Annotated in this window: 14 protein-coding genes; 12 read left to right on the top strand and 2 right to left on the bottom strand. The window is 41.3% G+C overall.

What is annotated here, in order from left to right:
- Positions 1-15 precede the first annotated feature (15 nt).
- The 6 genes from LS71_RS02990 (at position 16) to LS71_RS02965 (ending at position 6,833) form a co-directional block, all read left to right on the top strand.
- Positions 16-696, top strand: a complete 681-nt coding sequence (locus LS71_RS02990; protein ID WP_034353897.1) for a class I SAM-dependent methyltransferase — start codon at positions 16-18, stop codon at positions 694-696.
- Positions 693-2,048 (top strand): MATE family efflux transporter, encoded by a 1,356-nt coding sequence (locus LS71_RS02985; RefSeq protein WP_034353894.1) that lies wholly within the window; start codon positions 693-695, stop codon positions 2,046-2,048. Before LS71_RS02990 ends, LS71_RS02985 begins: the two co-directional genes overlap by 4 nt.
- 215 nt (positions 2,049-2,263) lie before the next feature.
- Positions 2,264-3,070, top strand: coding sequence for an oxidoreductase (locus tag LS71_RS02980; RefSeq protein ID WP_194145657.1), 807 nt, complete (start codon positions 2,264-2,266; stop codon positions 3,068-3,070).
- Positions 3,071-3,113: 43 nt separating this feature from the next.
- Positions 3,114-3,836: an FkbM family methyltransferase gene (locus LS71_RS02975; protein WP_034353888.1), complete on the top strand. Its 723-nt coding sequence runs from the start codon at positions 3,114-3,116 to the stop codon at positions 3,834-3,836.
- Positions 3,829-5,454, top strand: a complete 1,626-nt coding sequence (locus tag LS71_RS02970; RefSeq protein ID WP_069723503.1) for a hypothetical protein — start codon at positions 3,829-3,831, stop codon at positions 5,452-5,454. Before LS71_RS02975 ends, LS71_RS02970 begins: the two co-directional genes overlap by 8 nt.
- On the top strand, positions 5,451-6,833 hold the full coding sequence (locus LS71_RS02965; protein ID WP_034353885.1) for a hypothetical protein: 1,383 nt from the start codon (positions 5,451-5,453) through the stop codon (positions 6,831-6,833). Before LS71_RS02970 ends, LS71_RS02965 begins: the two co-directional genes overlap by 4 nt.
- 7 nt (positions 6,834-6,840) lie before the next feature.
- Here the strand turns inward: LS71_RS02965 and LS71_RS02960 are convergent, their stop codons facing one another.
- Together LS71_RS02960 and LS71_RS02955 are read right to left on the bottom strand one after the other, a co-directional pair.
- Entirely contained in the window at positions 6,841-7,884 is a 1,044-nt protein-coding gene (locus LS71_RS02960) for an ABC transporter substrate-binding protein (protein ID WP_052057928.1), read from the bottom strand.
- A gap of 139 nt (positions 7,885-8,023) precedes the next feature.
- Positions 8,024-9,493, bottom strand: a complete 1,470-nt coding sequence (locus LS71_RS02955; protein WP_238700283.1) for a hypothetical protein — start codon at positions 9,491-9,493, stop codon at positions 8,024-8,026.
- A gap of 131 nt (positions 9,494-9,624) precedes the next feature.
- On the opposite strand from LS71_RS02955, the gene LS71_RS09640 reads away from it, so the two are divergent.
- The 6 genes from LS71_RS09640 (at position 9,625) to LS71_RS02930 (ending at position 18,185) form a co-directional block, all read left to right on the top strand.
- Positions 9,625-10,452 carry a TonB-dependent receptor plug domain-containing protein gene (locus LS71_RS09640; protein ID WP_238700282.1) on the top strand — a complete coding sequence of 276 codons (828 nt, stop codon included), beginning with the start codon at positions 9,625-9,627 and terminating at the stop codon, positions 10,450-10,452.
- A complete protein-coding gene (locus LS71_RS09635) occupies positions 10,449-11,822 on the top strand; it encodes a TonB-dependent receptor domain-containing protein (RefSeq protein WP_052058224.1) in 1,374 nt (457 codons plus the stop codon). Before LS71_RS09640 ends, LS71_RS09635 begins: the two co-directional genes overlap by 4 nt.
- A 113-nt stretch (positions 11,823-11,935) precedes the next feature.
- Positions 11,936-14,020 carry a TonB-dependent receptor gene (locus tag LS71_RS02945; protein ID WP_034356913.1) on the top strand — a complete coding sequence of 695 codons (2,085 nt, stop codon included), beginning with the start codon at positions 11,936-11,938 and terminating at the stop codon, positions 14,018-14,020.
- Between the two features lie 55 nt (positions 14,021-14,075).
- Complete coding sequence (locus LS71_RS02940; RefSeq protein ID WP_138109803.1) at positions 14,076-16,304, top strand: TonB-dependent receptor; 2,229 nt, start codon at positions 14,076-14,078, stop codon at positions 16,302-16,304.
- Complete coding sequence (locus LS71_RS02935; protein WP_034356712.1) at positions 16,304-17,293, top strand: FecCD family ABC transporter permease; 990 nt, start codon at positions 16,304-16,306, stop codon at positions 17,291-17,293. Before LS71_RS02940 ends, LS71_RS02935 begins: the two co-directional genes overlap by 1 nt.
- A 1-nt stretch (position 17,294) precedes the next feature.
- Entirely contained in the window at positions 17,295-18,185 is an 891-nt protein-coding gene (locus LS71_RS02930) for an ABC transporter ATP-binding protein (RefSeq protein ID WP_034356716.1), read from the top strand.
- The last annotated feature ends 68 nt before the right edge of the window (positions 18,186-18,253 follow it).

Genomic DNA, 18,253 nt, shown 5'->3' with positions numbered 1-18,253 from the left:
ATACTGCATTAATTTATGCAAGAAGACGCTATAAAATGGAACACACGCTATAAACAACATTTTATGCCACATAAGCCCAGCAGCTTTGTATTAGAGGCGTGCAAGCTTTTACAAGATACATTTTTTTCACACCCCACGCCCAACGCACCGCTAGCAGTTGATATAGCCTGCGGGAATGGGCGAAATGCTAAGATTCTATCCCAACTTGGCTTTGAAGTGGAGGCGATTGATATTTCCTCTGTGGCTTTAGAATCTCTAGCAAATATCTCGCGTATCACGCCTATTTTGGCTGATTTGGATAATTTTAGCCTAGCACAAAAGCGCTATGATGTGCTGCTAAATAGCCTTTTTCTAGATAGAAGGCTATTTGCACCTATGATTGCTTCGCTAAAGCCCAATGCTATCGTGCTTTTTGAGACCTACATCATACCAGATTCTAAGTTTAAAGATTATGTGCAAGATTCTCATTATGCACACACAAGCGCGCAAGATAGAATCTCACCCTACAAAACTCTGTCGCACAAGACCCTGCCAAATAAAGCCCTATGTGTGGGCGAGCTAGAATATATTTTTAGTGAAAAAAATGGCTTTACCACCCTATACACGCATATTTACAAAACTAGCAGGAAAAATGCGCCTTTCCCCCACCTTATGCAATTTATAGCCCATTACAAGCCAAATAATGAGATAAAATGACCTATACTTTTAAGCAAAGAGTTAAAAAAATTCTAAGCATCGCCCTCCCCTCTGGGGGCAACTCCTTTCTTGATATTGCCAATGTTACCATAGGCATGTATTTTGTAGCCCATATCTCAACTAATCCTGAAATTGTGAAGCATAATATTGTCGCGCTAGGGCTAGGCGGGGGATATTGGATGTTTTTATTCGCGCTTACTTCTATTTTTTATGTCGGCACAAATGCACAAGTATCCCGCGCTTTTGGTGAGCGCAACCGCGATAAAGCAAATAAGATTCTAAGCACTATGGGCATAGGGGCGCTCTTAAGCGCAATTCCTGTCTATATACTTGCACACATGAGCAATGGTGCGTATTTTGACTGGATGGGGGTGAGTGGAGAAACAAAAAGGCTAGGTATGCTGTATTTAAGCTTTATTTTTTATAGCATTCCTGCTTTTTTGCTTAAAATTGTGTTTATTTCCGCACTGGCTGGAGTTGGAGACACAAAAAGCGTATTTTTTATAAAAATCATTACCACTGCTTTAAGCATCGCGCTTAATTATGTCCTTATCCTTGGGCTAGATTCTATCCATATCCCACCGCTTGGCATTCTAGGAGCTGGGATAACACATGTGATGATTAGCTATTTTGAAACCATTATTTTATTTATAATCCTCTGCGGATTGCATAAACATCTAAAACTCCGCCTTATTTGCAAATGGCAGATTCTGTCATCTGGCTTGCGCGTAGGGCTGCCTACAGGGCTTGAGCGTGGGCTAAGCATTTTATCGCTCGTGCTTATTGCAAGATTTATGACAGATTATGGCTTGGAGGTGATTGCTGGATTTCAGGTAGGCTCAAGGGTGGAGGGCTTTATTTTTATGCCCGGTTTTGGCTTTCAAGTAGCGGCAATGGCTTTAATTGGGCAGATGATTGGAGCAAAAAGACTTGATTTAGCAGAATCTTTTTTGCGCACGATTTTATTTATTTCTTGCATTGTTATGGGCATTTTGGGCTTAGGCTTATGTGTGCTAGGCAGGGAGCTATCGGCTATTTTTAGCACAGAATCTGCAGTGATTAATTATTCATTTTCTTATATTTTAGCCGTTGGATTATCGCAAGTCCCGCTTGTGTGTATCTTTGTGCTTGATGGGGCGCTGCGAGGCAGCGGAGTTACAAAATTTTCACTATGGATTAATACGGGCAGCATTTGGATAGGGCGGATTGTGCCTATGTGGCTTTGCGTGCATTATGGCGTGCGCGTGGAATATATCTTTGCTATTATCTGCTGTGAAACCTATGTGCGCGCGGCTATCTTTGGCTTTGTGTTTTATAAAGGCATTTGGAAGCGCCACATTGTGCGCCTCTAGGGCTTATGCGTTTTGTTTATGTGGCATTTATAGGAGTGTCTGCATGGCGGGTAGATTCTGTGTAGGATTCTGTAGCTAGATTCTATGCAAGATTTTATAAATTGGGCTTTAAGCTACATATTAGTTTAACTCCATTACAATGCCAAGCTTTGTTTGTCGCGCATTTGTCGCTCATATGAAAGATTGAGAGAGATTATTTTTAAGGATAATAGGTGATTTTAAAGGATAAGGTGGTAGTTGTAAGCGGTGGAGCTGGGCTTATCGGCAAGGGCTTTATTAAAGCTATAGTCGAGCATGGCGGCAGTGGTATCATCGCAGATATTAATATGCAAGCCGCACAAGAAGCCAAAGCACACATTATTCAAGCCATTTGTGAAGACACGCACAAGCCCCCTATCCAAAATATAGAATCTAAAATCCTCTGCATAAGCCTTGATATAACTTCAAAGCAAAGTATAACACAAGCGCTGCAAGCCATACATGAGCAGTATGGCAAAATTGATGCCCTTGTGAATAATGCCTATCCGCGCACAACGATGTGGGGGAAAAAGAATTTCTTTGAAGTGGAATATGAGGATTTCTGCGCTAATATGAATCTCCAAATGGGCGGCTATCTGCTCTGCTCGCAGCAATTTGCTAAATATTTTAAAACGCAAGGATTTGGCAATATCATATCTATAAGCAGCATTCAGGGCGTTTATGCGCCTAAATTTGATACTTACATCGGCACGCAAATGGATAGCCCTATTGAGTATAGTATTATCAAAGCTGGTGTGTGCCATATGACGCGCTATATGGCAAAATACCTCGCAAATACGGGCATTAGAGCTAATGCTATCGCTCCTGGAGGTATTCTAAATGACCAACCTCAAAGCTTTTTGGAGCGCTACAGAGGACATTGCACGAGTAAGGGAATGCTTGACCCGGAGGATTTGAGTGGCACACTTGTGTTTTTGCTTAGTGATGCGAGCAAATACATTAACGGACAAGTTATTGTCGTTGATGACGGCTGGGGGCTGTGAGTGAAAGCTATGCTTACAATTCACATATTTACGAGGTTATGTGATGTTTAAGACTATATTAAAAAAAATTTTGCCCCGCAGACTTTGGCTGCTTCTTGTCAATTTAAAAGACCTCTATATTACTCGTTTTCGTGTCGAGTCCTATGCACTCAATGGCGAAGATTTGATATTGCGAGAAATGCTAGGGCATAAAATGGGATTCTATGTCGATGTGGGAGCGCACCACCCATTTAGATTCTCAAATACATACTTTTTTTATAAGCAAGGTTGGAGGGGAATAAATATCGATGCTATGCCAAACTCCATGAAATTATTTGAGCGTTTCCGTCCGCGAGATATTAATATTGAATGTGGTATAACTTTTAACGGGGGGGGGGGCAATATGATTTACTATAGTTTTAATGAACCAGCCCTCAATGGCTTTACCCCTATTTTGGAGCATAAGTATGACTCCCACCCATTATATAAACTTGTCGAAAAAATCTCTATCCCCACATATACACTAGAAGCCACTCTTGATAAATATCTGCCTCCTCACACCTCTATTGATTTTTTAAGTGTAGATGTTGAGGGGCTTGATTTGGAAGTTTTGCAATCTAATAATTGGGATAAATATCGCCCTAGGATTATCCTTATTGAATGTTGGGATAGTGATTTAGAAAATGTCTATCAAAGCGAAATATACACCTTTTTAGCTCAAAGAAAATATAAACTCTTTGCAAAAACAATGAATACTTTAATTTTTGAGAGTTCATTGCATGAATAATATTGTTCTAATTGATAGAGGATTAGAGTATATAGATACATTTTTAAACCGCTCATATAATATTATCGTGCTGGTCGTAGATTCTGATGTAATTGCACAAAAAACAAAACTAAAATATAAAAACTGCAAACAGATTACACATATCATATCGATACAAGATATAGACTCTCTAGATGGAACACCATACCTCACCTATGACTTGCTCAACAAGTTTAGAGATGCTCAATGCAAAATTGAATTTGTTGCACACAGATGGCTAGATGATGGCATGCTCTCAAGTAATAAGTTTATTAACGCGCTCTCGTGGTGGAATCACATTTTTGATACATTTTCTTTAGATTTCGTATTTACAAGTGGATTAGAGCATGGATGCACTTATGATATTCCAATATACATTGCACATCACAGGAATATTCCGGCATTTCTCACGCCTCCAACGCTCGCTTTTCATCAATCCATTCTGCACTATGGAAAAAATATATATTTACCCCTTTTAACTGGACACCTTTCAGAATCTGAGCTTGCAGATAGCCTTTTTTACCCATTTAACCCCCAGTTGCTAGCTGATAGTAAGACACAAATATCACTATGGAGTAAACTGAAAGCTTTTATATATAAGTTTTTATTCAAAATTGGGGGGCAACTTCTTATAGATTTTATCATTTGCCTCAAACATAGAAATTTCACTATTTCACAGCATATGGGTAATTTTCCTGTTTCTTTTTGGCATAGATTATCATGTTTTATTTCGCTCAAAAAACAGTTCAGCTACTACAATCATATTGCCTGTATGCCAAATTATGACGATAAGTTTATATTCTATGCTATTCATTTTGAACCAGAAGGAGGCACATCTGTATGCGTGCCACTACAAAACCAGCTTACAATACTTCAAATGCTTCACAATGCTCTTCCTAGAGGTTATAAGCTTTATGTAAAAGAACACCCCCATCAGTTTATGCTTAACAACCCTGAAATGGGATATTTTCTTTATAATATACAATGGTTTAAGTCAATTAGTTTTTATAAAGAATTACAAAAGTTAGCCAATATCAAATTTATTAATTTCAACACACCCTCACATGAACTTATTAAAAATGCGCAGGCTCTGGCTACGATTAATGGCACTATTCATCTTGAAGCCACATTTCATAATAAACCCTGTATTGTTTTTGCTGGCAAAACTATCCTACTTCAACACGCAAAAAATATTATTTATGTTGATAGTTTCAAAAGCTTGCTAGATGGGTTAAAAAAACTTGTTAAAAATCCGGCAATATTTGACAATACAAGTTTTATAGAGGAATATAAGGCATTTCTTGCCTCGCATGCTACTCACTATCAATCCGCCGACAAAGCCCAAAATTTTATCTCAAGTATTGAAGCATATCTCAACAATAAAATAGAAGAATTAACTGGGGGGGGGGCATACTTAAGATTTTTATACTCCAATATCCACCCCCTATATGTGTTTTTTCACCCATCTCTTACCTCACGTGCTTCAGTTAAAAAAACCTTATCCCACTTAGATATCGCACAAACATCATACCCACTACAAATGCCTTTGTATTCCAGTATTTTTGTTAAAGCTAAAATCAATACTAGGAATGCTTCATGAACAATATTATTTTACTTGATAGAGATGGAAAATTCTTGCGTTACATACTCGAATACCAGCCAAATATCGATGTTTGTGTCTTGGTATGCGAATATCACTATCCGCAAGTATCCTCACTTATCAAACAGCATAAATCGCGTATTACACATGTGCTTGACTATATGAATCTTCCTGCATTAAAAGATGTAGAATCTATTGACTATGCCCTCATCGCTAAAATGAAGCATATTCAAATAGACATAGAAACCATGCTGCATCGTATAATGCTTAATAATCCTTTGGCAAAGGATATCTATCATCAACATTTATCATTTTTCTCACATATATTTTCGACCCAAAAGATAGATTGCGTTATTTGTGCCGAAATGCTTTTAGGAACGCCCAATCATCTTGTCCCATTTGGTCTAGCTAAAATGCTCAATATTCCTTCATATACACTATTAGGCATTAATGATATTATCTTTACACATAATTATAATACAGATATTTTTTTATCACACAAAAAGTGCAATGTCTCTATCCTTGAGAGAAATCTTTTTTACGACTATATCACTTATGGAGATACATCATCTACTTTAAAATCAAGAATTAGACATTTTGTGAGAAAAATAGGCGGACAGATTCTTGTCGAATTTATTGTGCATTTAAAAAAATTTAATTTTACATCTGATAAACTAGGTATTCCCTATAATTTCTTTACAAAATTCGCTTCGTTTTTAAAATATAAAAAAATGTTAGCCTACTATAAAAAACACTCTACCATAGCTAGTTTTGAAGAAAAATTCATATATTATAGCCTGCATCTTGAGCCAGAAGCAGCTATCATTGGACGCACAGTTTTTGAATCTCAACTCACCGCAATAAGAATGCTCTCCAAAGCTCTACCAAAGGGCTGGAAACTTTATGTTAAGGAACACCCACATCAATTTATGCTCAATGATGAACTCACAACTTATTTTATGCACAATATTGAATTTTTTAAAAATATTGAATTTTACAAGCAGATTCAGAACGTCCCTAATACAGTGTTGCTTAGCCTAGAACTTCCATCAAAATCAATTCTCCCAAAATGTCAAGCTGTCGCAAGCTTTGATGGAACAATTACTCTAGAATCTATTAATTTCAAAAAGCCAGCTATATTATTTAATCCCAATCCATCACCCTACAAATACCTAGCCAATACCCTACCCATACAATCCTACAAAGATGTGCAAATTGCTGTGCAAAAGATACAGGAAGGGTATGGCACGCATATCGAACCAAAAGCCGAAATGGAAAAGCTCGCGCGCTATGTGTTGGACAGCACACAGCCAAGTTTCTATCAAGATACTTTTCTAGCCATGAAAGAACATGCATTATCGTTTGCAAAAGATAAATGACAGCAAATCACTTCAACAACCCAGCGGCTTTTTGTGGGGTGAAAATGCGCTCTACCTGCTTTTTACTAAGCTTCACGCCAAAGTATTCCTCATAAAATGCTTGCGTATGCGCTAAAAACTTCTCTTTATCCTCATATTGTGGATAATTGTGATAATAAATCCATTCCATAAAAATAGGCAAATCCACACTCGGCGCAAAAGGACGATACGCACCTAGCGGAAATTTATACACTCGCTTATTTTTGACCGCATTTATGGGCTGCCATAGCTTAGATTCTATCAAATCCTCCGGCACAAGCGTGTTAAAATTATTAATGTAAATAATATCAGGATTTAGCCTATACGCCTCTTCTAGCGTGATTCGAGGCATACTCTCACCGCTTATGACATTTATCGCGCCTGTTTTTTCTAGCAAATAATCAGCAAAAATTCCACCTAATGAAAAAGACTTCTCACTATCAAATGCGTGAATAACCATAGCTCTAGGCTTATTTTTCTCCTTGCTCGCCTTAGCACTCACTTCCTTTTCAACCTGCTTAGTGTAAGCCAAAAGCTTCTCGCCCCGCTCACGCGCATCTAAAATAGGCGCTAAAATGTCAATCCAACCCTTAAGCGTCTCATACGAATTATAATGCCACTTATTCACACTTATTTCAATCGTCGGCACATTTGCCGCGCGCATTGCTTCACAGACTTTCACATTTGCACCATAGCACATAAATAAATCAGGCTTCAACGCCAGCAGCTCCTCAATATTCTCATTCTCACCATCTTTAATATGCTTTAATTCGGGGTATATTTCACTAATAAAAGAATATTTAATCGCATTTTTAGTCGCTCGCGGCATATACACGATATTTTTTGCATGACCTTGCAGCATCGCAATAAGCGGCGGGAGCGGCCACATACCGCCGGCTATAATAATGCGCGATGGCTTTTTGGGGATTACTACGCTATATCCTTTTTCGCCCTTGTATGTGTAGGGGAATTCCCCCGCCTGCGCGCAAACTAGCAATGCACAAAAACACAAAAAATACAGAATCTGTCTCATCATCACTCCTTAAACTTAGTAAAATAAAGCTCCAACATAAAGCATTTGAAGTAGCGCAAGCTAGTTTGCCACCATATAAAGCTGCGATAAAGCCACAGCCCAAAGCCTTGATAGCCGCACTATTTCGTAAAAATCGCAACTATTTTGTAGCCAAAATATCCTCCTCCACCCACGCCATAAAGGTATCAAAAAATGGCTCCGTAGTAGGCATAAAGCCCTGCCCTAAATGGAAATCTGGGTCAAGCGAAGTCACATACAAATGCCCCTTAAAGCTCGTATCTTTGTAAATAATGCTCTCCCCTAGCTCATTGACTAAAATATTTTGCGCATTTTTAGGCGGATAAAAAGCCCCGTGATAATGCCACTTAGCGACATTTACTTGCATTTTGCTAAATAAGCCCTCCTTTGTCCCCACCGCGTTTTTGCTGCCATCAGATTCTATAGCATACAGCGGCATACTCGCGCCCGGTATAAGCCACCACCAAAAATTCACAGGATAATTGCGCCATAAAATATTTGGCAAATAATCCTCCGTAACCTCGCCAAAAGACACAATATGCCCGCCAGATTCTAAATAATCTACAAATTTTTGCCTATATTTTGTCAAATACTCCACGCTTAGGCGCGAGGCAATCACCACATAATCAAAATCCGCCAAATTTATAGAATCTAAATCCAAGAAATGACATCTTTTACTAAAAAAATGCGCATACTTATCATTTTTGTTAGTGAAAAAATACCGATTATGCGCCGCGCCGCCGGTGATGATGAGATTTTTTAAACGTGGGCTTGATAGATTCTGTAATGTCTTATCTACCACAAAGTCAAAATAAGTCTCACCAAAATAAGGCGCTTCCTTAAAGGGCTTTGCATTCTCGCGCAGTGCCTTAAGCTCGCTCTTAGCGTGCAGCTCGTGTGAAAGCCACTTAAGCAGATTGATACCCATACGCCTAGCTGTGGTATTATCCATAAGCCCAAAGCTAAATAAATCCGCATTCGCCGCAGATAAAATAATGCCTTTAGTGGATTTTCTATCCACATAGCCCACGCAGCGCCCATCGCTGTCTGTAAGGATAGATTCTATCTCATGCGGAAAAGCACTCACATCAAAATATCCGCGGTTAAAAAACCCTTTCACGCCGCGCCTGTGGTTAATGTCATACTCCAGCACGCCATCAAAAATCATACGCGCAGAATCTGAATTAGCAATTTTTACTTCACGCGTTCTAATAGGCGTAGGACTAGCGATATACTCGCTGCTAAAGGGCAAAATGCGCGTATAGTTGCTCATAAATGAAAGCACCACGCCCCCTGATTGCAAATAATGCAAAATCTTATCCCTAAATTGCGATAAATAATGCTCATCAATCCCCCAAGGCAGCACAAGCGCGCAAAAATCCTCAAGCCTTAAATCCTTAAAATCCGCATATAAATCCACATAATGCAAAATATGTTTATACAAAAAATACGCCGCCGTGCTTCCCTGCTCGGACGCGCCCACATCGATATAAGCAATTTTCCCAAAGTCTGCCAAATCTTTATACTGATAAAGATTCTCTAATTTAGTATCTTCCTTCGTGCTTTCCACTATCATCATATTTTTGCTCATCTTTTTCTCCTTGACTTATTGTGTAGTTTTGTGCGATTTCTTTAGAAAATCATTGAAAGTATATTGCATTTTTTCATTTTTTGCAATATGATTTCGACTTTTATTTTTAATCAATTCAAAAAGGATTACTTATGAAACATAAATCCCACCTTTGTCGCTTTTATACGATGATTTTAAGCATTTTAGGTATCACAACGCAAGTGCTTGCAGATGAGCCAAAGTCTGTAACGCTACAAAAATCCGTTGTGAGAGAAAATATCAATAGTCAAGTGTTAATGAGCAGCACGCCTTTAGAGCTGCAGTCAAAGTCTGTATCTATCGTGCCAAAAGAAGAATTATTAGAAAAATCTCAAGGCAATATGCAAAGCGTGCTAGAAGCTGTACCGGGCGTGCTATACTCGCGCAGTGGCGGGATAAATGGGCAGCTAAGCGTGCGCGGGCAGAATACCAATAACGGCTACACTATCCTTGCCATTGATGGCGTGCCGCTCTCTGGGCGCAGCACGCTTGATTTTAATGTGCTTAATCCTTACGCGTTTGAATCTGTAGAGGTTTTACGCGGCTCATCTAGCTCACTGTATGGGAGTAGCGCGATTAATGGTGTGATTAATTTCCGCTCCCGCAGGAGTAATTACAACATCGGTGGAGAGACCTTTAAAGCCACAGCAAGAATCCGCGCATTAGAATATGGCAGCGTGAATAATCTCTTTGGCGGGCGCGCTGAAGTGCTAGGTGGAGGTAATGGCTGGGATATGCTCATTGGCTTTAATGCCAAAACCGCTAGCGATTACACCACGCCTATTAAAGAAAATGGCTCATACAAGGCAAAAAATTCAAATTTTAATGCCTATGGCATCGACTTTAACATCGGCTACACGACGCAAAATGCCACTCGTTATTATATTCAAGGGCGCTGGAGCAGAGTAGAATCTCACCGCGCAGGGGGGGGGCAGGCGTGAGTGCAGCTCCTGGTTCAAGCTATGGAATCTTGGTTACCGAAGACCCTTTGAGCGAATACTACTTGCGCGCTGGGCTTACCAAACAAGAGCTTAGCTTTGCAGATTCTATGGAAGCGTATGTGTATTATCGCCACTGGGATACGGACATTTGGAATAACCGCAGCGGCTACACCTACACTCCTCGCAACTACATACATATGCAGGTGTATCATAATAACTATGTGGGCGGGCGGCTTATTTTCTATGGCAATTATGGCAAGCATAGTTTAGCCTATGGCGCAGATGTGGAAAGCTCTATCGCGCTCACAGGCACAAGACAAAATTTCCTTGTAGCACCTGCAGCCTTGCAAGGCACTAGCAGGACAGGCTCGCGCCCATCGACTACGACAGATTTTGCGCTATTTGTGAAAGATGACTATAAGGCAAGTGATTCATGGCATTTGCAAGGCTCTGCAAGAGGGGATTATATCTTAATGACTTATGGTAAAACTCCCTCCGGTGCAGAACTTGCTGGATTAACAGGCAATCCACTTCGTGAGGATATTTTAAAAACTATCAATGATAATTCTACTATGCATGAGGGCGCGCTCACAGGTATGCTAGGCTCGGTGTATTTTTTCAATGATTACATTAGCAATGTGATAAACATTAGCCATAACTACAAAGCCACAGGCGCAAGCACCCGTTTAGGCGCACCTGCTGCTAATGGTAACGCAGGCAGTATGGTTAATCCAAACTTAAAGCCTGAATATTCCCAAACAGCCGAATTTGGCTTTAGAATCCAAAGCGATAATCACTTTATGTCGCTCATTGGATTCTATACGCGCTACACAAATAAAATTGCGCTAGCAAGTGTGCAGTCCGGTGTGCCAAGCTTTTATACAAACATCGGCAAAGCCTATATCACTGGTGCTGAGCTAGAGGGCAAGCATAACTTTTTTGATGATTTGCTCACTATCAACTATGTAGGCTCATATAACTACGCCCAAGATGAGACAAGGAATAAGCCAATTATGTATGTCGCGCCACTTTATGGGCAAATCACTTTCCGTCTTAATTTCCGCCCGATGTATATCTCACTCACAGAGCGCGGCTATGGGAGAAAAGACCGCATTGATGTGCAAGAGGAGATTAAACTCCCCGGCTATGTGATGACAGATTTAATCGCAGGGGTAAATCTAGGCTATTTTTCTAGCAATATGGAGGATATGCAATTTATTTTAGGCGTAAATAATCTCTTTAATGAAGTGGGCAGAAATCCAGTAACACAGCTTGCCGCAACTGTAGCAAACCGCGATGGTATGAGGCTTACAAATCCCCTTGTAGAGCCGGGCAGAAATATTTTTGTTAAATATGTGTGGAATTATTAAATTAATCTTAAAGGAGCAAATATGAAAATTACTCAAGTATTAGTTGTCTCGCTTGTGCTTTCAAGCGAACTTTTTGCTAATGAAAATGTAACGGGGGGGGGGCAATAGATAATATGCCTGCGGATAAAGTCTCCTCTGTCAAACTCAACCAAGCCACCATAAAGGCTGAAGTTACTATGAGTGAAACGCCAATTGAGCTACAGCCTCAATCTATAGATATTATAGAATCTAAAGAGCTATTGCAAAAAGGCACGCAAGGCAGTATCCAAAGTCTTATTGAATACGCCGCGCCGGGCATTTTGTATTCGCGCAGTGGCGGTGTAAATGGACAAATCTCATTCCGCGGGCAAAATTCTGATGATGAGCGCTCTATTGTAACCATTGATGGCGTGAAATACAGCGGGCGCAACACATTAGAGTTTAATATGCTAGACCCCTATGCCTTTGAAGCCATTGAAATTATGCGCGGACCGGCTAGCTCGCTTTATGGGAGTAATGCTATGACTGGTGTGGTAAATTTCCGCTCGCGTAAAAGCACTTACAACATCGGTGGAGAAACTTTTAAAGCCACAGCAAGAATCCGCGCATTAGAATATGGCAGCGTGAATAATCTCTTTAGCGGGCGCGCTGAAGTGCTAGGCGGAGGCAATGGCTGGGATATGCTCATTGGCTTTAGCGGTAAAAGCGCGGAGGATTACACCACGCCTATTAAAGAAAATGGCTCAAGGAAAGCAAAAAACTCTAGCTTTAATTATATAGGCGTGGATTTTAACATCGGCTACACTAACCAAAACGCCACAAGATACTATCTGCAAGGACGCTACGCGAGGGTAGAATCTCACCGCGCAGGCGGGCTTGGCGTAGCGCCGGGCAGCAGCTATGGCATATATTTTAAAGAAGACCCTTTGGTAGAGTATTATTTACGCGCAGGGCTAAAAAAACATAATCTTAGCTTTGCAGATTCTATGGAGGCGTATCTCTACTATCGCCACTGGGATACAGATATTTGGAATAACCGCCTCCTAGCTGGTGGTGGCAGCATGCACAACAAAGTCTATAATAACAACTACTTTGGCGGGCGCTTAATCTTTAACACCCTAGCAGGCAAACATAATCTCACCTATGGCGCAGAGGTGGAGAGCACCATTTCCCCCACACAAGTGCGCGTTGAGAATCTAGTAGCAAATTCTGTGATTAAAAATAATCGCCCATCACACACCACAGATATTGCTATATTTGCTAAAGATGACTTTAAAGCCACGCAATCATGGAATCTCTCTGCTTCTGCAAGGGGGGATTATGTCATCACTACCATTTCTAAAACACGCTCTGATATAGAAATTAACAACCAAAATAATGCACTCTTTCAAGAAGCCACGAGGCTCTTTGATGAAAATAGTATGATTAATCAAGGCGCGCTCACAGGCGCACTAGGCTCGGTGTATTTTTTCAATGACTATATTAGCAATGTGATAAACATAAGCCATAATTTCAAAGCCCCCGCAGCATGGCGGCGTATGGCTGGCTCACCTAGCGGTGGCTCGGAAAATTCACTGCCAAATCCACTACTAAAGCCTGAATACTCCCAAACTGCAGAATTTGGCTTTAGAATCCAAAGCGATAATCACTTTATTTCGCTCATTGGATTCTATACGCGCTACACAGATATGATTGCTATGACCACTTATCAAGACCCGAGTTTTAATCGGATTCAAACTTACAACAACATTGGCAAGGCTTATATCACAGGCGCGGAGCTAGAGGGACGACATAGCTTTTTAAATGATATGCTCTATATCTCCTATATGGGCGCGTATAATTATGGGCAGAACACTACTGATAATAAGCCTATCCCCTATCTTGCGCCATTTTATGGGCGCGTGTCTATGCAGCTAAACTTTAATGCATGGTATTTCAATCTCACGCAAAGGGCTTATGGCGCAAAAACGCGCATAGATTCTGAGCAGGAGAGAGAAACAACCGCCTACACCATGACAGATATTATGCTAGGCTTAAAGCTTGGGGCGTTTGCTAAGGGTATGCAGGATATGGAGCTAATCATAGGAGCAAATAACCTCTTTGATGTGGTAGGGCGTAACCCCGCCACTGTGCAAAATATCAGCAATAACATCGCCCTAACAAACCCCCTTGTAGAGCCGGGCAGAAATATCTTTGTTAAATATGTGTGGAATTATTAAATTAATCTTAAAGGAGTAACCATGAAGATTTATACTTTACCTAAAGGAGCAAAAAATGAGTAAAATAAACATTAGTCGTGTGCTAGCAGTCTCGCTGGCATTATCCTGCGTGCTTACAGCTAATGAGAATGCAACTGGGGGGGGGGCAGTAGATAAAATGTCTTCTGTCAAACTCAACCAAGCCACCATAAAAGCCGAAGTAACGCTAAGCGATACGCCAATTGAGCTACAGCCCAAACAAGTGAGTATTATAGAATCTAAAGACATTCTGCAAAAGTCTAACGCAGGCAATGTCCAAAGCCTCCTAGAAGCCGCACCGGGAATTATCTATTCTCGCTCTGGTGGTATCAATGGGCAAATCACTTTCCGCGGGCAAAACTCCAATGACCAACGCTCTATCATTACTATCGATGGTGTGAAATACACAGGGCGCAGCACACTAGAGTTTAATATGCTAGACCCCTATGCCTTTGAAGCCATTGAAATCATACGCGGACCGGCTGGCTCACTCTATGGAAGTGATGCTATGACAGGGGTGGTAAATTTCCGCTCGCGTAAAAGCACTTATAACATCGGTGGAGAGACCTTTAAAGCCACAGCAAGAATCCGCGCATTAGAATATGGCAGCGTGAATAATCTCTTTGGCGGGCGCGCTGAAGTGCTAGGCGGAGGCAATGGCTGGGATATGCTCATTGGCTTCACAGGCAAGACTGCAGGCGATTACACCACACCTATTAAAGAAAATGGCTCATATAAAGCAAAAAATTCTAAATTTAACTCATATGGTGTGGATTTTAACATCGGCTACACTAACCAAAATGCCACAAGATACTTTCTACAAGGGCGCTGGACTAGGGTAGAATCTCACCGCGCTGGTGGGCTTGCCGCAGCTCCGGGCAGCAGCTATGGTATTTTTATGACTGAAAATCCTATTAGCGAATATTATTTACGCGCAGGGCTTAAGAAAAGTAATCTTAGCTTTGCAGATTCTATGGAGACTTATCTCTACTATCGCCACTGGGATACAGATATTTGGACTGACCGTCGCGGCTATGTGGGCGTGCCAAAACCATATGTGCATCAACAAGTCTATAATAATAACTATGTGGGCGGGCGACTTATCTTTAATACCCTAACAGGCAAGCATAATCTCAGCTATGGCGCAGAGTTTGAAAGTGCGATTTGGCCTACCCCCATTAAACAAATTTTCCGTGCAGATAATAGCTCAAGGACTACCAACCGCGCCTCTACAACGACTAATATCGCTGTATTTGCTAAAGATGACTTTAAAGCCACGCAATCATGGAATCTCTCTGCTTCTGTAAGAGGGGATTATATTTTAACCACCATTTCTAAAAAACGCTCTGATGCTGAAAATGTTACTGGAACAGGAGCAGCAGCCAACCTTTCACGCGAGGCTACAGAGCTACTTGATAAAAATGGCACCATCCATCAGGGCGCACTCACAGGCGCGCTAGGCTCGGTATTTTTCTTAAATGATTATATTAGTAATGTAATTAATATAAGCCATAACTTTAAAGCCCCTACTGCTTTTCAACGTATGCAGGCAACCCCTAGCGGGAATGCAACGCTTACAGGTGCAAATCCACTCATTAAACCTGAATACTCTCAAACTGCAGAATTTGGCTTTAGAATCCAAAGCGATAATCACTTTATTTCACTCATTGGATTCTATACGCGCTACACAAATATGATTGCGCTTAGCACATATCAAAGCGCTGCTGTTAGTCAAGGAGCTTGGCGCTTTGAAAATGTCGGCAAAGCACATATTACCGGCGCAGAGCTAGAGGGACGACATAGCTTTTTTGATAATATGCTCACTTTCTCCTATGTAGGTGCGTATAATTATTCAGAAAATGAAGTAGCCAATAAGCCACTTCCCTATGTCGCGCCACTCTATGGACAGGCTACACTGGGACTAAACTTTAGACCGGTGTATTTTAACCTCACTCAAAGAGCCTATGGTGCAAAAACGCGCATAGATACTACACAAGAGCGCAAAACTACTGCCTATACAATGACAGATATTCTTATGGGCTTAAGACTTGGCGCATTTGCCTCTAGTATGGAAAATATGGAGCTTCTGCTAGGAGTGAATAATGTCTTTGATGTGGTAGGGCGTAATCCTGTGACAGCAGAAGCGATTAATTATGCGCTTAGCCAAGAGGCTAATGCTCCAAAATATCCACTAGATAGAGCGCTCACAAACCCCCTTGTAGAGCCGGGTAGAAATATATTTGTTAAATATGTGTGGAATTATTAATGCGCCTGCTCACTTCGCTTAGTATGTATATCTTAGGTATAGCCGCCATCATAGTATGCGCGTGCGTGTGCCTCACGCTTGGGCGCTATGCCCTGCCGCTAAGCGATGTGATTGCCGTGATATGCGGCAATGGCGATGAAACGCAAAGAAATATCATTTTCACCTTTCGCCTCCCGCGCATTATCCTAGCTATCATCGTAGGAGCTGGGCTAAGTGCTGCTGGAGCGGCTTTCCAAAGCCTCTTTCGTAATCCTTTGGCTACACCTGATATTTTAGGGGTTACTAATGGGGCTAGCTTTGGCGCGGTGCTAGGCTTGCTACTAGGCTTAAATATTAGCTATATAGGCATAGCGGGCTTTGTATTTGGTATCCTATCACTCATGCTCGTGCTGTTAGTGGGCTATAATCGCAATAATCCTTATGAAATGTCAAGCATGATTTTAAGCGGAATTATTATTAGCGCGCTCTTTCAAAGTCTAATTGGCATTGTAAAATATGTCGCCGACCCACAGGATACACTGCCTACGATTACTTACTGGCTGTTAGGCTCGCTGGATATAAGCCTTGATATACATGTGTTTTATAGCCTTTGTGGGATTGTGCTAGGCAGTGGCATTATATTTATTCTGCGCTGGAAGCTTAATCTGCTCATGCTGCAAGATGATGAAGCCAAAAGCCTTGGGGTTAATCTCACGCTTTTGCGCCTTATAGTGATTTTTGCTAGCACGATGATTGTGGCGTGCGCGGTGAGTGTGTGCGGCGTGATAGGCTGGGTGGGGCTACTCGTGCCACACATCGCGCGCCTGCTTATTGGCAATAATAACACCACGCTAATCCCGCTAAGCTTATTTATCGGCGCGCTCTTTTTAATGATAATCGACACACTCTCCCGCACGCTTTCAAGCGAGCAAATCCCTATTTCTATCCTTACTTCGCTTATTGGCACGCCATTTTTTATCTATATCCTGCGCAAAAGCAAAAGGGGCTAATATGCTTAAGCTGCAAGGAGCAAACTTCTCACGCAAGGGCGAGCAGATTCTAAAAAACATAAGTCTAGCGCTTAGGCAAGGCGAAGTGCTAAGCATTCTAGGCTGCAATGGCGCGGGGAAAACCACACTGCTTAAATGCCTTATGGGATTTCTCAAATGGGATAGCGGAGAGTGCTGGCTGTGGGATAAGCCGCTCCACACATACACGCAAAAGCAAATATGGCAGATGATTTCTTATGTGCCACAAGCCAAAATGCAAGTCTTTGATGCTAATGTGCTGGATATGGTAGCGCTTGGCTGCAATCCTTTTGTGTTATTTAAGCCAAAGCCCGAGCATTTAAGGCTTGCGCAATCTGTGCTAGAGCAGCTTAATCTCACGCATTTAATGCATAAAACCTGCCTTAATCTTAGCGGTGGTGAATTGCAAATGGTCATTTTTGCGCGCGCGCTGGTGAAAAAACCGCAGATTCTAATCCTTGATGAGCCTGAATCGAATTTGGACTTTCACAATCAAAAAACTATATTAGAAACGCTAAAAACCCTCAACAATCAAGGCTGCGCCATTATTTTAAATACGCACTTCCCTGCACATGCGCGCTTTCTTTCACACAAAGCACTTTTGCTTTATAAAATGGGCGAGGAGCAAGGGACAATAGGAGAGATAGGAGAGAATCTAGCGCGCGTGGATTGCGCAAATTTAGCGTGTGAGGATTTGGCGCGTGCAGATTCGCCCAATGCGAATTTAGATTGCGCTAATGTAACTTGCGCGAGCAATGCTATCTTTGGCAAGGCGCAGGATTTGCTCACTTCTGCGCATTTAAGTGATTTATACAAAGTGCCGCTGCTCATTGAAAGCCCATATATGCAAGAAGAGTATGTGCTTAGGATTTGAGGGTATAAAATCGCGGCACGCATTTAATGCGCTATAGAATCTACTTATTTTTACTTTTGTAGATTCTA

This window comes from Helicobacter jaachi (genome assembly GCF_000763135.2).
In the GTDB taxonomy this organism is placed as follows: Bacteria; Campylobacterota; Campylobacteria; order Campylobacterales; family Helicobacteraceae; genus Helicobacter_C; species Helicobacter_C jaachi.
This window is presented reverse-complemented; position numbering and strand designations above follow the sequence as displayed.